This window comes from Rhodoluna sp., assembly GCF_036721215.1.
Classification (GTDB): Bacteria; Actinomycetota; Actinomycetes; order Actinomycetales; family Microbacteriaceae; genus Rhodoluna.
Genome location: NZ_DAIMLM010000001.1, coordinates 381,581 through 396,707 on the forward strand (window position 1 = coordinate 381,581; position 15,127 = coordinate 396,707).

General features: G+C 49.7%; 14 protein-coding genes and 1 riboswitch. Of the genes, 4 read left to right on the forward strand and 10 right to left on the reverse strand.

Features of this window, described 5'->3' with window-relative positions; all coding sequences use genetic code 11:
* The first annotated feature begins 3 nt into the window (after nucleotides 1-3).
* The 4 genes from AC9UCN_RS01980 to AC9UCN_RS01995 all read left to right on the forward strand — a co-directional run bounded on the left by AC9UCN_RS01980 (nucleotide 4) and on the right by AC9UCN_RS01995 (nucleotide 5,225).
* On the forward strand, nucleotides 4-1,218 hold the full coding sequence (locus AC9UCN_RS01980; RefSeq protein WP_509523240.1) for an NADP-dependent isocitrate dehydrogenase: 1,215 nt from the start codon (nucleotides 4-6) through the stop codon (nucleotides 1,216-1,218).
* Nucleotides 1,219-1,273: 55 nt separating this feature from the next.
* The gene (locus AC9UCN_RS01985) at nucleotides 1,274-3,001 is read left to right on the forward strand and encodes a glycine-rich protein (protein WP_509523242.1); all 1,728 of its coding nucleotides are present in this window, start codon (nucleotides 1,274-1,276) and stop codon (nucleotides 2,999-3,001) included.
* Between the two features lie 73 nt (nucleotides 3,002-3,074).
* On the forward strand, nucleotides 3,075-4,361 hold the full coding sequence (gene glyA / locus AC9UCN_RS01990) for a serine hydroxymethyltransferase (RefSeq protein WP_509523243.1): 1,287 nt from the start codon (nucleotides 3,075-3,077) through the stop codon (nucleotides 4,359-4,361).
* Between the two features lie 3 nt (nucleotides 4,362-4,364).
* Nucleotides 4,365-5,225, forward strand: a complete 861-nt coding sequence (locus AC9UCN_RS01995; RefSeq protein ID WP_509523245.1) for a bifunctional methylenetetrahydrofolate dehydrogenase/methenyltetrahydrofolate cyclohydrolase — start codon at nucleotides 4,365-4,367, stop codon at nucleotides 5,223-5,225.
* Here the strand turns inward: AC9UCN_RS01995 and AC9UCN_RS02000 are convergent.
* From AC9UCN_RS02000 to trpS, 10 genes are all read right to left on the reverse strand, one after another.
* A complete protein-coding gene (locus AC9UCN_RS02000; RefSeq protein ID WP_509523247.1) occupies nucleotides 5,215-6,048 on the reverse strand; it encodes a tryptophan 2,3-dioxygenase in 834 nt (277 codons plus the stop codon). The genes AC9UCN_RS01995 and AC9UCN_RS02000 overlap by 11 nt on opposite strands.
* Nucleotides 6,049-7,371 carry a kynureninase gene (locus AC9UCN_RS02005; RefSeq protein WP_509523248.1) on the reverse strand — a complete coding sequence of 441 codons (1,323 nt, stop codon included), beginning with the start codon at nucleotides 7,369-7,371 and terminating at the stop codon, nucleotides 6,049-6,051. It abuts the gene before it with no gap.
* Between the two features lie 33 nt (nucleotides 7,372-7,404).
* Complete coding sequence (locus AC9UCN_RS02010) at nucleotides 7,405-9,192, reverse strand: ABC transporter ATP-binding protein (RefSeq protein ID WP_509523250.1); 1,788 nt, start codon at nucleotides 9,190-9,192, stop codon at nucleotides 7,405-7,407.
* Nucleotides 9,193-9,195: 3 nt separating this feature from the next.
* A complete protein-coding gene (locus AC9UCN_RS02015; protein ID WP_509523252.1) occupies nucleotides 9,196-10,056 on the reverse strand; it encodes a hypothetical protein in 861 nt (286 codons plus the stop codon).
* A gap of 61 nt (nucleotides 10,057-10,117) precedes the next feature.
* A complete protein-coding gene (locus tag AC9UCN_RS02020) occupies nucleotides 10,118-10,495 on the reverse strand; it encodes a hypothetical protein (RefSeq protein ID WP_509523254.1) in 378 nt (125 codons plus the stop codon).
* Between the two features lie 13 nt (nucleotides 10,496-10,508).
* On the reverse strand, nucleotides 10,509-10,973 hold the full coding sequence (gene ribH, locus AC9UCN_RS02025; protein ID WP_509523256.1) for a 6,7-dimethyl-8-ribityllumazine synthase: 465 nt from the start codon (nucleotides 10,971-10,973) through the stop codon (nucleotides 10,509-10,511).
* Nucleotides 10,966-12,207, reverse strand: a complete 1,242-nt coding sequence (ribA, locus tag AC9UCN_RS02030; protein WP_509523257.1) for a GTP cyclohydrolase II — start codon at nucleotides 12,205-12,207, stop codon at nucleotides 10,966-10,968. Before ribA ends, ribH begins: the two co-directional genes overlap by 8 nt.
* Complete coding sequence (locus tag AC9UCN_RS02035; RefSeq protein ID WP_509523259.1) at nucleotides 12,204-12,803, reverse strand: riboflavin synthase; 600 nt, start codon at nucleotides 12,801-12,803, stop codon at nucleotides 12,204-12,206. Before AC9UCN_RS02035 ends, ribA begins: the two co-directional genes overlap by 4 nt.
* Nucleotides 12,803-13,834 carry a bifunctional diaminohydroxyphosphoribosylaminopyrimidine deaminase/5-amino-6-(5-phosphoribosylamino)uracil reductase RibD gene (gene ribD / locus AC9UCN_RS02040; RefSeq protein ID WP_509523260.1) on the reverse strand — a complete coding sequence of 344 codons (1,032 nt, stop codon included), beginning with the start codon at nucleotides 13,832-13,834 and terminating at the stop codon, nucleotides 12,803-12,805. Before ribD ends, AC9UCN_RS02035 begins: the two co-directional genes overlap by 1 nt.
* Before the next feature lie 93 nt (nucleotides 13,835-13,927).
* Nucleotides 13,928-14,065, reverse strand: a riboswitch (FMN riboswitch).
* Nucleotides 14,066-14,125: 60 nt separating this feature from the next.
* Nucleotides 14,126-15,127 (reverse strand): tryptophan--tRNA ligase, encoded by a 1,002-nt coding sequence (trpS, locus tag AC9UCN_RS02045; RefSeq protein WP_509523261.1) that lies wholly within the window; start codon nucleotides 15,125-15,127, stop codon nucleotides 14,126-14,128.

Genomic DNA, 15,127 nt, shown 5'->3' on the forward strand with positions numbered 1-15,127 from the left:
TCAATGGAAAAGATCAAGGTTGTTGGCAAGGTAGTCGATCTAGATGGTGACGAGATGACTCGAATCATTTGGCAAAACATCAAAGATTCACTTATCCTTCCTTTCTTGGATATCGAGCTGGATTATTTCGATCTTTCCATTGAAAATCGCGACGCAACTGATGACCAAGTCACAGTGGATGCTGCTCACGCAATCAAAAAGCATGGTGTTGGGGTTAAGTGTGCGACGATTACACCCGATGAGGCCAGAGTAAAAGAGTTTGGTCTCAAAAAGATGTGGAAGTCCCCAAACGGAACTATCCGAAACATTCTTGATGGAGTTGTTTTCAGAGAGCCGATTATTATCTCCAACGTGCCAAGACTGGTTCCTGGTTGGACTAAGCCGATTATCATCGGTCGTCACGCCCACGGTGATCAGTACAAAGCAACCGATGTGAAGATCCCGGGCAAGGGAACCGTAACCATGACTTACACTCCAGAATCTGGTGAAGCCCAGACTTGGACTATCGCAGATTACCCAGCATCTGGTGGTGTTGCGATGGGTATGTATAACTACATGGACTCAATTCGTGACTTCGCGAGAGCCTCGTTTAACTACGGATTAGCCAGAAACTATCCGGTCTACCTATCCACCAAAAACACAATCTTGAAAGCCTACGATGGTGCTTTCAAAGACGCTTTTCAAGAAGTATTTGACGCCGAGTATGCAGACAGGTTCAAGGCAGCAGGCATTACTTATGAGCACCGCCTAATCGATGACATGGTGGCCGCTTCCTTGAAGTGGGAAGGTGGCTACGTCTGGGCTTGCAAGAACTACGACGGCGATGTTCAATCTGACACAGTAGCTCAGGGCTTTGGTTCTCTTGGCCTCATGACCTCTGTTCTAACCACCCCCGATGCCAAGACAGCCCTTGCTGAAGCGGCTCACGGAACGGTAACTCGTCACTACCGCCAGCACCAGGCCGGTCAGAAGACATCTACTAACCCGATCGCTTCCATCTACGCCTGGACCAGAGGTCTGATGCACCGTGCCAAGTTGGATGGAACCCCAGAGGTTCAGAAATTCGCCGAGACCCTAGAAGATGTTGTTATCAAGACTGTTGAGTCTGGAAAAATGACGAAAGATCTTGCAGCGTTGGTTGGCCCAAACCAGGCGTACCAAACCACAGAAGAATTCATGCAGTCGCTAGCAGAGAATTTGCAACAGCGTCTGAAGTAATCCACATTGTGTAAAACCCCTGACCCAATTCGGTCAGGGGTTTTACATTTGCGGGATGAAAAAATTCAAATACTCTTCGATAACTGCAGCCATCTTGGCAATAGGAATCTCCACGGCAACACTGAGCGCTGTGCCAGCCAGTGCAAGCTATGTAGAAAGTTGCTACGAACAAAATTGCACAATTTGGTTTTCTCACACTGGTGGTCTTCAGCAGTGGAACCCTCCGATAAACGCACGCAACATGACGTTTCAGGTTTCTGGTGGTCAGGGTGGAAAAAGCGGTGGTCAGGGTGGTCGGGTTACCGTAACTTTGACCCAGATCCCTTCCACTTTGTATATTGCGGTAGCGGGGGCTGGAATCACTGGGCAATCGGCAGCCGGTGGTTTCAATGGTGGTGGCCAAGCTGGATCGGGTTCCAACAATGAAGGATCCGGCGGTGGCTCAAGTGATATCCGCTTAGGCACCGACGTCGAATCGAGAGTCGTGGTAGCTGGTGGCGGAGGAGGCCGCGGCGCTGGAATCACTCTCACACCTAGTCCAGGCGGCGGTCTAATCGCAGCGGCTGGAAAAGATGGCCAAGCAAAAGGAGGCGGTGGAGGTTCACAAACTTCTGGAGGAAGCGGTGGGCTTGCAAACGGAACAGGAACTTCAGGTTCAGCGGGTTCACTACTAACCGGTGGGACCGGTGGTTCCAGCAGCCTCTATGGCGGAGGCGGAGGTGGCGGCGGTTACTACGGAGGAGGCGGAGGCGGGTCTGATACCGATAGTTCCGGCAACGACGCTGGAGCCGGCGGAGGCGGATCTTCTTTTGCTGATCCGCTCTATACATCAAACATCACGCATTTCACCGGGGTAAAAAGTGGCCATGGAATGGTGATGATTGAGTACCAACTGGTTCCACTATTTCAATCGATTGGTGCGCAATCCGTACTAACTAACTCTTCATCGATTGATTTTCAAATTCAGCTAAGTGATCCATTCCCAGGATTTTCTTCAAGCAATATTGAGCTCATTGGCGATCCTGGTACCTGTCAGCCTGGAACCCTTAGTGGCAGCGGAACATCTCTGGTCTATACAGTGACAGATTGCGTGGATGGAGAGGTGGGTATCTCAATTCCTGCCAACTCAATAGCCGCACAAGGTTACTCAGGGCCCGAGACAACTCATAACTCAGTCATGGTGTCTGTAGATCGAACTGCGCCAGAAGTACTGGAGATAACACAAGAAGATTCTGAATTGATAATTCCAATTACTGAGCCCGCGTTGCAACCAGACGTCGATAGCTATAGCTTCACAAGTTCTAACAGCGCTTGCCAAGTTGAATCTATTGCTGCTAGCAGTGATCAACTTTGGATTGCAACGCTTATTGGCTGCGAGAGTTCAAGTTTCTCTTTCACGATTGTTGCCAACTCGGTTGTGGATCTAGCAGGGAACACCGGTCCCGAAGCTGACACCTCCTTTGCAGTTACGGTTCCAGAGCCAGCTGGTTCAGCTGTGGCACCAGTGATTTCCAGCGTGACAAAACCGCCAAGTGGCGCGCGGGTACCAGCTCGATTGCCCGAAGTAACCTTGGAAACTTTACCCACTCAGGATTCAGAGGTTACGCAATCCCCGACTCAAAGACGGCAGGCAGCTCAATCTGTTATCACCGCCTCGACAACCGCCGACCCAGTGACCTCGAGTCTGGGCTGGGCCGTTGGTCTGGCAATTGCAGGGGTCTTACTTCTTGCAGCCGGATTGTCCTTGAGGCGCAGAGGTATTTCTGATCTGTTAGTTGGTTAGGTGGTCGAGCTTCGACCACCCCCAACGGCCTAAACATCGGCTCTGGTAAGCTACTTAAAACGAGGAGCCCCGATTGACTACAAGTAGCCAGCCATCGAATTTTTCCAAGCCGCTTTCTGAGACCGATCCAGAAATTGCTGCTGTATTGCAGCAGGAGCTTGATCGCCAAAGACACACGCTGGAAATGATTGCTAGCGAGAACTTTGTATCTAGGGGAATCCTAGAAGCCCAAGGTTCAGTACTCACCAATAAGTACGCTGAAGGATATCCGGGCAAGAGATACTACGGTGGTTGCGAAGTTGTTGACGTTGCAGAAGAGCTAGCTCGCACCCGAGCCAAAGAGCTTTTTGGAGCAGAGCACGCAAACGTTCAGCCACATTCCGGAGCTACCGCCAACGCAGCCCTGATGATGGCTCTTGCAAAACCAGGTGATCGTATTTTGGGTCTTGAGCTAGCTCACGGTGGACACCTAACTCATGGAATGAAGTTGAACTTCTCTGGTCAGACCTATGAGCCACACGCCTATGGACTAAACCCCGACACAAATTTGATTGACATGGAAATTGTCCGAGCTCGTGCGCTTGAAACCCAACCGAAGGTTCTAATCGCTGGCTGGTCTGCTTACTCGAGGCACCTAGATTTCGCAGCGTTCCGATCCATTGCTGATGAAGTTGGAGCAAAGCTGTGGGTAGATATGGCTCACTTCGCTGGTTTAGTTGCAGCAGGGCAGCACCCATCACCTGTTCCATACGCTGATGTCGTTTCAACAACAGTTCACAAAACCCTCGGTGGACCAAGATCTGGTTTGATTCTTTGCAAGGAAGAGTATGCCAAGAAGATTGACATGGGAGTTTTCCCAGGTCAGCAGGGTGGACCTTTGATGCACGTTATTGCTGCCAAAGCGGTTGCCTTCAAGGCGGCCATGAGCCCTGAGTTCAAGGAGCGCCAGCAGCGAACCATCGAGGGAGCAAGAATCATCGCTGAGCGTCTGGTGCAGCCAGATGTGAAGGCAAATGGAGTTTCCATCTTGACCGGTGGAACCGATGTTCACTTGGTTTTGGTTGATCTTCGAAATGCCCCTATCGATGGAAAAGAAACTGAAAACTTGCTACACGATGCGGGTATTACCGTGAACCGAAACTCTGTCCCGAATGACCCAAGGCCTCCAATGGTGACTTCAGGTGTTCGAATCGGAACCCCAGCTCTTGCTACTCGCGGATTCGGGGCAACCGAGTTCACCGAGGTTGCGGAGATCATTGCCCAGGTCTTGCTTCCAAACCCTGACACTCAGGCACTAAAAGCTCGGGTTCGAGTCTTGACCGAGAAGTTCCCACTTTATTCCGGCCTAGAGAACTGGTAGCACTTGAGTGCCATAATTCTTGATGGTCTAGCTACGGCTAAGGCCATAAAGAAGGAACTTACAACCCAAGTTGCTGAACTAAAAAAGCGCGGCATAATTCCAGGTCTTGGAACCTTGCTGGTTGGAGATGACCCAGGTTCTCACACCTACGTTTCGGGAAAGCACCGTGACTGCGCTGAGGTAGGCATGAAGTCCATCCGGATTGATTTACCTGCAAGTGCTTCTAAAGCAGATATCTTGAAGGCAATAAATGAGTTGAACTCATCCAAGGATGTCACCGGCTACATCATTCAACTACCACTTCCGTTGGGAATAGCTTCACTGGAGCTTCTTGAACTTATTGATCCAGCAAAAGATGCTGACGGATTGCATCCAGTGAATCTTGGTCGATTAGTTCTGAACGTTTCAGGTGAAATGAATTCGCCAGTTCCTTGCACACCAGCTGGCATAGTTGAACTGCTTCGTAGATACGATGTTTCACTCAGTGGGAAAAAAGTAGCGGTTCTAGGCAGGGGAGTAACGGTTGGAAGACCACTTGGTCTACTACTTACTCGAAAAGGAATTGACGCAACCGTTACCCTGTTGCATTCGGCCAGTAAGAATATCCCTGAGGCCTTACAAAACGCGGATGTGATTGTTGCCGCTATTGGTGTTCCTCATTTTGTGAAGCCAGAGTGGGTCAAAGCTGGCGCATTGGTATTGGATGTGGGCATTAGCAGAATCGCATCGGGAGCTCTCGTTGGGGATGTTGACCCAAAGGTGTCAGAAGTTGCTGGCTACCTCTCGCCAAACCCAGGCGGAGTGGGTCCAATGACCCGCGCGATGCTGCTGCAAAACGTGGTTCAAATAGCTTCTAGAACTTAGATCTAATCGCCCAAAGGTCAGCAAACACGGGCCTAAATAGGGTGCTTGCCAGATAGCCAACCCCCGCGGAGCCACCGGTTCCCATCTTGGCTCCAATGGTGCGCTCAACCATTTTCACGTGACGGTAACGCCACTCCTGGAAACCTTCGTCTAGATCCATGAGGGCTTCGCCCACCATGTTGGCTTCCGGATCATTTCGGTGTGCTGCTAACAACGCTTCCTGAACTTGCTCGTTTGCTTCGTAAGGAAGTGACACATCTCTATCAAGAACATCTTTTGGCATTTTGTGACCGCGAGAGTCAAAAAACTTTAGCGCGCTGTCGTAGAGGCTCGCTCTAGTCATCGCAGCCTCGACTCTTTTCCTGGCGGCAGATCCAGGAACAAGGTGTGAGGCCATTGACATTCCAGTTCCCGCCTTGGCATCTGATCCTGCCTGATCGCGTCTACCAAGAACTGCTTCTAGTTCACGAAACTGAGCGGATTGAAAACCAGATGCTGAACTTAGTCGACCGCGGAATGAGTTGAACTGCAGCGGAGTCATTGTTTCAAGAATGTCTAGCTGCGCTACGCAAGTTTTCATAATGGTTCTCATTCGGCCAAGTATCGAAAGCGATCTGTGGGTTTGGGACTGTTCCAGAGCAACTTGTAATGCTGCACTTTCATGCAAGAGCTGTTTGAACCAAAGCTCGTAGACCTGATGAATAGTTATGAATAGAAGCTCATCGTGTTCAGGTCCATCAGAAAGCGGTTGTTGTAAATCAAGTAAGTCATCTACCTTGAGATAGCTTGTGTAAGTAACTGCCTTGTCGTGCTGTTCGCTCATTTAGGTAACTCGATTTCCACTGTCTTGAATTTTCTCGTAATCCTTACGTGCAACAGAATCTCTGATTCTTTCGAATCCCTCGAAAACTTCAACGAAGCTTGTTGGTAGTGGGGAAATTGCGAGCCTGATGGAATTTGGCATCCGGTAGTCAGGAACAACTTGAGCAAATTGCCTTAGGGCTGCTGCAATTCTCTTGGCTTCTGGGTGACCGATCGTGATGTGACCGCCGCGAAGCCTGTGATCTCTTGGGGTCAAAAGCGTAAAGCCCAGTGGAACTAGCCAGGCATCAAATAGAGCGATCATTAGCTCGGTGCCAATGGCTGCCTTTTTGGCAATGCGAGAAATACCGGCCCGCTCAATCATTTCGTAGCTAGCTTGGACCGCCCTGATGCCAACAATTGATGGGCTAGCGATCTGGAAGCCGCGAATGCCTAGGTTCTTGTCGAAAACAGATCCCATTGCAAACTGATCCTCCTGAGCGAACCAGCCTTGGATTGGCACTTTCAAGCTGGACTGCAGTTCCTTGCGAACGTACAACCAAGCTGGAGAACCGGGGCCACTGTTGCCGTACTTGTAAGTGCAGCCAACCGCCAAGTCGACTCCATTGGCATCAAAATTAAGTTCAACCGACCCGCCAGCGTGGGATGCGTCCCACACCACAAGCCCACCGAAAGAGCGCACCAAATCCGTAATTGCCTTTAGATTTGCTCTGGCTCCAGAGCGATAGTTGACTGCCTGCAGTGTCACTAATGCAACGTCGGTGCTCAAATATGGCGCTAGCAATTCAGCTGTCACTAGCTCGTTCTCGGATGCGATTGGGACAGAGCCTGGACCACCGGTGCCGTCGGTATCAAGTGTGATCAGTTTCAAATTGAGCTGCTCTGCAATTCCCTGAAGTACGAATCGGTCGGTAGGAAAGTTAGCAGAGTCGATAATTACTGTTTTTTGTCCCGGACGAGAGTTGATTGCAGCAACACAAAGTTGATAGAAATTAACACTGGTAGTGTCACAAACTAGCACCTGACCGCTAGCTGCCCCCAAGGTTGCTCTTCCTAGAAGATCTCCTGCTGGTTGAGCTTCATCAATCCAATGACTCCAACCATCGACAAGTTCTGTTCCCCACTCGTTTTCTAGAAAGCCAGAAACTTTCTCGATGGTTGTAAGTGGTAAGCGGCCAAGTGAGTTTCCATCCAGGTAGCAAAGCGATTCATCTTTGATGAAAAACTCTTTACGGAAATCTTTGAGTTCGTCGGCCTGATCCAGAATTTCTGCAGTTTTCCTGGAGAGTAAATCACCAATTCCTGCAAGCAGTGGGTAGTTCATGAGTTTTAGCCTAGCCCGAACAAAGAGCTCGAGTTACACCAACAGTTGATGCTTGGCCAGCTGCTTGTAAAGTGGCGTGGACTTCACAAGCTCAGAGTGAGTTCCCGAACCGACTACCTTTCCCTGGTCCAGAACGATGATCAGGTCGCTATCAACAACAGTTGAAAGCCTGTGAGCGATAACAATCATGGTTCTACCTTGGGCAACAGCGTCAATGGCCTCTCTCATATGCTGCTCGTTAAGCCCATCCAGAGCAGAGGTGGCTTCGTCAAGAATCAGAATCGGTGGAGCCGCTAGCAGTGTCCTGGCTATCGCGAGGCGCTGCCGCTCTCCCCCAGAGAGCATGATTCCAGCCTCCCCAACTTCGGCGTCCAAGCCTCGCTTATCCCTCTTCAGCACTGCTGTTAGATTCACTTCGCCCAATACAAATTTCAGCTCTTTATCCGTGGCATTCGGCGAACCAATCAGTAAGTTATCTCTCAGAGATCCTGCTAGCACAGGGGCATCCTGCTCTACATAGCCAATCTGAGAACGCAAGGCGTCGCGCGATAGCTCAGTAACAGGTGTGCCCTCAAGCAAAATCTCACCAGAGGTTGGTTCGTAGAAGCGTTCAATAAGGGAAAAGACAGTTGATTTTCCGGCACCAGATGGTCCAACCAGCGCAACTCGGTCACCGGTCTTGATCTTGAAACTCACGGAGTCTAAAACTAGTTTCCCGTCGCGATGCTCTTCCGTAGAGGCGTAGGCAAAACTAACTTTCTTGAACTCGATAGCGTTCTGGGTTTTCTTGGGCTTAGATGCCTGAGCAGACTCCGAGGCGCTTTCTTCGAGAGGCAACTGCAAGATTTCTTCAATTCGAGCAAGGGCTCCTAAAGCGCTCATCACCGAGCTGTATGCACCGAAGGCTTGACCCAGTGGCCGGATCATCAAGAACATCAAAAGAATAAAAGTAACTAGATTTGCAACCGAAGTTTCTCCAGCTGCAACGCGGTAGCCACCAACACCAAGTACGACGATAAATGCAGCGTTTGACGCCACACCCGCAATTGGGGATATCAACGCGTTGATTTTTGCAATCTTGACACCTTGAACGTAAGCCTCATTAGCATCGTTACTTATGCCTGCGGTCTCTCTCGACTCGGCTCTGGCGGCACGAATTGTCCTAACTGCAGAAAGAGCTCGCTCCACGGATGCGGCCATGTCACCAACTCTTTGCTGTGCTTTGGTGGTGGCAGATCTAATCTGCCTGGCAGAAACCACAATTGAAGCAACAGCAACCGAGATCATTCCAAGGGTCAGTAGCAACAAGAAAGGGTCAATAAAGGCCATGGCAATTATTGCCCCAACAAAAATGAGCACTCCACCAGCTGCATCAATAAGTCCTTGAGTTAGAACCGCTCGCAATAAAGTGGTGTCGGAACCGACCCTAGAAACCAAGTCACCGGTTCTTCTAAGGTCATACTCCAAGATGGGTAGCTTTAAAAGCCGAACGGCAAGCTTGTTCCGAGCCGATAGAACTACACCCTCGCCAGCTTTTGCCAGCACGTAATACATAAATCCGCTGGCGATTCCGGCCCCAAGAATCACAAGAACCAGGATCAGAGCTAGCTGGCCAACATCTTCGCCGTTTTGCACGGCGGTAATTACCTGACCCACGACCAGTGGCTGAGCCAAGCTCACCACTGCTCCAATTAGAGAAAGTACCACCGCCACACCCAAAGCGGCCTTGTGTTCAAAAAGGTAGGGAGTTAGTTGGTTGAACTTAGCTTTCGGTCCAGTGTCTTTGGGCCCAAGATTTCTTCCTCTGCCTGCCATGCTCATGAGTTAGATACCCTCAATCATCGGATCGCCGTAGATTTCTTCGTTCAAAAGGTAGTTGATTTCCTGCAGTGAAAGCGCCTCTGTGTATGCGGTGTTCTTGAAAAACTTAGAGTAATCAACCCTCTCGAGGGCGGCTAGAGCCTGTGGGTGATTCAGTTTCAAAAACATCTGCGTGGTGTTGGCAACTGGTTCAAACTGAGTTTTTACCTTCCCACACCCGTAACCAAAGATAGTCAATGAAACATCAGCCAATTCAGGAGAAACTTTTTCAATAATTCCTTTATCGGTAACTCTAACCAAAGTTCTAGGCGCATCTGCTTTCTTCCAAATCTGAAAACAGGTTGCTAGGTGATTCTTGTTTGATAGCGGCGTGCCAGCTGCGTCGACATAGTCAATGTCAATATCTAGATCAAGCGCTAACTCAAATCCTAGGTCGAGCCGATTTGTTACTGACCATTTGCGCCAAGATCTTGGAACAATAAAACAAATTGCATCGCTGACTTTGGCTGCGTGATTGAAAAACGGAATACTCAAAGAGTTATTTCTGCCAAACGGGGGATTGGAAATAGTAATCAAATTGCTTTCTTTGATTTCCTGCTCTAGGAAATCACCTACTGACACAAGTTCATGGAGCGGCTCAATGTCGAAGCTGATGACGTTAGCTACGCCTTTTGCTTGGACGGCCTCGATGAAGGCCCCGGTGCCGCCGGCTGGTTCCAGAACGGTTTTTCCTGCAAGTGAACCAAGGACTTTTTCAATTTGCGCGGTGAGTTCGAGAGCGAGAGGTTTTGGCGTGTAATACTGCTCCTTGCCGGTAACCCGAGTGTTTCCTAGCTTGGTCGCAGGGAGGGTTTCGATAGGCATTACTCAAGGCTAACAAGCATTTGAAGACTTACCAGCTGCCCAAAACCAGCTGGCTGGCTAGTTACCAGAAGACAGCTAGGACCACGTTCAAGAAGGTTAGGCCACCAATGGTTCCAAGGGCGCTTCCGGCTACCGGCTTCTTCTTAAGATTTAACAGCACAAGGACTAGGACTGTAAGGGCGACAACAGATTTGATTGCAATCTTGCTGTGATCAAGATCGTGACCGCCACCTAAAGATAACTCCCATTCGCGAACTCCCACTAGCAACAGACCGGTAACAAATGCGGTCCAAGCACCGTGCACGATGGCTGGCAAAATCTCAGCGGTCTTTGTGCGAAGAGCTTTTATCTGAACTAAAAAACCACCCAAGAGGGCCGATTGACCAACTAGGTGTAGCACAACAAGAAAACTTTTTATGATTCCAGCAAGTTCAAGCATTATTTCCCCTTCGTTACTTAAAGGATAACCGCTTCATCGTTATCGCGGCCTCAACTGCTTCAGCGCCCTTGTCTTCTTTTGAGCCTGGAAGACCAGCTCTATCAAGAGCTTGCTTCTCATTTGCTACAGTCAACAGTCCAAAACCAATTGGAACAGAGTTATCTAACTGGACACGAGTCAGCCCACTGGTTGCCGCGTCGCACACGTAATCAAAGTGTGGTGTGTCACCCTGAATTACAACACCTAATGCAATGACCACTTCTGCACCGTTTTTGATTGCCATCTGGGCTCCTAGGGGAAGTTCAAATGCACCTGGAACTCGAATTACTTTGTAATGTGTATTTCCTGCAGCCTTGAGCGCACGTTCAGCTCCAGCAAGTAATCCGTTGGTTATCTCTTCATGCCAACTGGTGACAACAACTGAAACCTTGATTCCGGCTGCGTCAATTGCGATTTTTGGTGCGCCGGGACTACTCATTTCGATCCAATTCCGGAATCATGTGACCCATTTTTTCGCGCTTGGTTTCCATGTATTCAACGTTCTCATCTTGCTGACCGACAACAATAGGGACATATTCGTTGACAACAATTCCAGCAGCCTCGAGTGCTTCAATCTTGGCTGGGTTATTGCTCATCAGTCGTACGCTCTTGATTCCCAGGTCTCCAAGAATCGAAACCGCTGCTCCGTATTCTCTTGCCTCACTTGGAAGACCGAGAGCAAGGTTGGCTTCAACGGTGTCCATGCCCTCATCTTGCAAGGCGTAGGCCTTGAGCTTATTCAAGAGCCCGATTCCACGACCTTCTTGACCACGAAGGTAGATGACTACGCCTCCCTTTGGGTCAGTTGCAATCTTGTCGAGAGCAAAATCAAGCTGCGGACCGCATTCACACTTTTTGGATCCGAAGGCTTCACCCGTGATGCACTCGCTATGCATTCTCACCAGAACGTCTTCGTGCATGGGTTCACCGGCAATAATCGCTACGTGCTCAGCGGTTGTCTTGGTGTCATAGTAGCCACGGACCTTAAATGCCCCGTGTGTGCTTGGCATCTTGGCCTCAGCTTCGAATCTGATTCGACTTACTGAATCATCACTTGGGATTGGCTCTGCTACCTCGCGATAGTTGAAGATCTGCTCGATGCTGATAACCGGCAAGCCTTCTTTAGCACCAACTTCTTGAAGTTCTGGAAGACGCATCATGGTGCCATCTGCAGAAACCATCTCGGCAATAACGCCAACTGGGGTAAGGCCAGCAAGCTTTAGAAGATCCACGGTTGCTTCAGTGTGCCCTGGTCTTCCAAACACACCATCTGGGTGAGCTCTGAGGGGAATAACGTGGCCTGGACGAATCAGATGCGCTGGCTGAGAGTTGACATCAGCAAGAACTCGAAGGGTGTGAGCTCGATCAGCAGCGCTGATTCCAGTTGTTACACCGGAGGCCGCGTCAACAGAAACTGTGTACTGTGTGCGATAGCGATCTTGGTTGTTGTTAGTCATCAATGGAAGTTCCAAGCGGTTAGCGAGGGACTCTGACATCGGTGCGCAAAGGAAACCTGAGGTGTGATTCACCATCCAAGAAATCCATTCGGGCGAGGCAAACTGGGCGGCCATGATTGCGTCACCTTCGTTCTCACGATTGCGGTGATCTACTACCAGCACCGGCTTTCCAGCCTTGAGTGCTTCTAGTGCTTGTTCTATGGTTGCCAGATTCATTTCTGACTCCTTGCCTCTATTAGTTTCTCAATGTGCTTTGCCAAGATATCTGCCTCAACGTTCACCTTCGCACCAACACCTTTTTGACCAAGGGTTGTTAGGCGCAAAGTTTCGGGAATCAGGCTTAGTGAAACAACGTCGTCAGAGATGTCATTCACGGTTAGTGATACCCCATCAAAAGTGATTGAACCCTTGTGAACAACATACTTAGCTAGTTCACTTGGAATTTGAACCTTTACTACCTCCCAGTTATCACTGGGCTGCCTAGAAACAATCTCTCCAACTCCGTCGACGTGGCCTTGCACCATGTGACCTCCGAATCTGCCAGCTCCAGACATGGCCCGCTCGAGATTCACCTTGTCGCCAACGGCGATTCCGCGAAGGCTGGTTCTATTCAATGTCTCGAGCATCACATCGGCAACAAACCCATCTTCTGTCAATTCGGCTGCTGTTAGGCAGGCGCCATTGACCGAGATTGATTCGCCTTGGGCTAGATCTGATCGCACTAGCTTTCCGCTAACTTGCAACCGAATGCTGTCGCCTAGGTCTTTTACCCCTGCGATGGTTCCAAGTTCTTCGACTATGCCTGTAAACATCAGATCCTCCCTACTGGTTTTGCAATGATCTGAACATCTGCCCCCAGAGTGTTAATCTTCAAAAACTCAAGCTCTTTCGCGTCTTGGATGGCAGAAACGTCAATGGAGCCAATAGCAAGCTTGTCGCCACCAAGAAGTTTTGGAGCCAGGTAAATTACAAATTCATCTACCAGGTCCATTTGAACAAAGCGGCTGCCAAGAGTTGGTCCACCTTCTACCAAAACGTGTTTGATGCCTTTTTCGTAGAGCTCGCTCAAAGCACCGTGGATAGATTGAGTTTTCAGAGTAAGCGTCTCTGCGTCGTTATTGAAGATTCGAAGCCCTGCAGGTAGGTCTCGTTCTCCGAGGACAACCCGTAATGGTTGCTGGTCGTGCAACGAACCATCTGGTTTTCTGGCAGTAAGTTCTGGGTCATCAATTAGTGCGGTGCCGGTTCCAACCAAAATGGCATCGACTTCTGATCGTCGCTGGTGCGCATCTTGCCTGGAGGCTTCACCGCTGATCCACTTGCTAGATCCATCTTGGGCGGCGGCGCGACCATCGATACTACTTGCCCACTTCAAAGTAACAAATGGTCTTTTGTGTTTTGCTGCCGTTAGCCAAACTCTTGACTGACGGTCTGCTTTATCGGCATGAAAACCAGCTACAACTTCAATGCCTGCGCTGCGTAAAGTTTCTGCACCACCGCTTGACTGATCGCCGGGATCTAAAGAAGCAAAAACAACTTTGCTAGCTCCTGCTGCAATAAGCGCCTGAGCACAGGGACCAGTTTTTCCGGTGTGATTGCAAGGTTCCAAAGTCACAACTGCAGTTGACCCTTGGGGAAGTTTTGGTGCTCCGTTGAGCGCAGCTTTGATCGCGACAACTTCGGCATGGTCAGTTCCAGACCCCTTGTGGTATCCCTCGCCGATTAGCTCACCGTCGGCATTTAGAATCACTGCACCAACTTGAGGATTTACTCCGGTTACTGGTCCCTTTAGGGCAAGCTCAAGCGCGCGAGTCATCGCGTCATCGAGGCTTAGCTTGGACATATTCCTACCCTTGTTCGTATTAGGAACCTCGGGGTAGCGGAATGGGAAAGTAGAGTCAGCCGAATTGGCGCTTAAAGCGCCAACGACTGACCCTAGGTTCTTCTCCCATCCGGACTTTAACCGTCGGCTCTGGAATTTCACCAAATCAACCGAATTAGAGCTTTTTCAAGATCTGATTCGGGTCGCGGGCTATACCGCCGGCTCAGATTTTCACTGACCCCGAAGAACGATGTTACGTTTCTATCCTTACAGATAACTAGAGATAGTGCCCAAAATGTTTCAGGCTCCCAGCTAACTCCTAGGAATCAAGCCAATTTTGTCGTAAACACTCGCCAAAGTGGCTTCGGCTAGTTCGTTGGCACGCGCGGAGCCCGAGGCCAACAGGCGATCTAGCTCGTCGGTGTTTTCAAGTAGTTCGGTAGCTCGAGCCCTAATTGGTTCGATTACAGAGATGACCGCGTCGGCAACTTCAGTCTTTAGGTCCCCATAGCCTTTACCCGCAAAAGATGCTTCCAAAGCTTTGATTGATTTACCCGATACGGCTGAATAGATTCCGAGCAGGTTTGAAACCCCAGGCTTGTTTTCGGCGTCAAATCGGATTTCGCTTTCGGTATCAGTTACGGAACCCTTGATCTTCTTTACTGTCACGCTGGAGTCATCCATTATGTTGATGGTTCCTTTTGGCTCGTTCGATTTAGACATCTTTGCGGTTGGGTTCTGAAGATCATAAATCTTGGCAGTTTCTTTCAAGATGTGAGCTTCGGGAACCGTAAAAGTATCGCCGAATCTGGAATTAAATCGCATCGCAAGATCTCTAGTTAGCTCAAGGTGCTGTCTTTGATCTTCGCCAACTGGAACCTTCTTTGGTTGATAAAGCAAAATGTCCGCAGCCTGCAAGACCGGGTAAGTGAACAAGCCAACGGAGGCCGAGTCACTGTCTGCTTTTTGTGACTTGTCCTTGAACTGAGTCATGCGGCTAGCCTCGCCAAATCCAGTTATGCAATTTAGCACCCAAGCAAGTTGTGCATGAGCTGGAACCTGTGACTGAATGAACAAAGTTGATTTACTTGGGTCAATTCCGGCTGCAATGTATTGCGCAGCAGTTCGGCGAGTGTTTGCAAGAAGCTGCTTCGGGTCTTGGGGGACTGTGATGGCGTGAAGATCAGCAATCATGTAATACGCGTTGAATTCTTGCTGCATCGCAACCCAGTTATTGAGGGCTCCCAGATAGTTTCCTAGGTGCAGAGAATCGGCAGAAGGCTGCATGCCGCTTAGAAGATTAGCTTTGCTCAC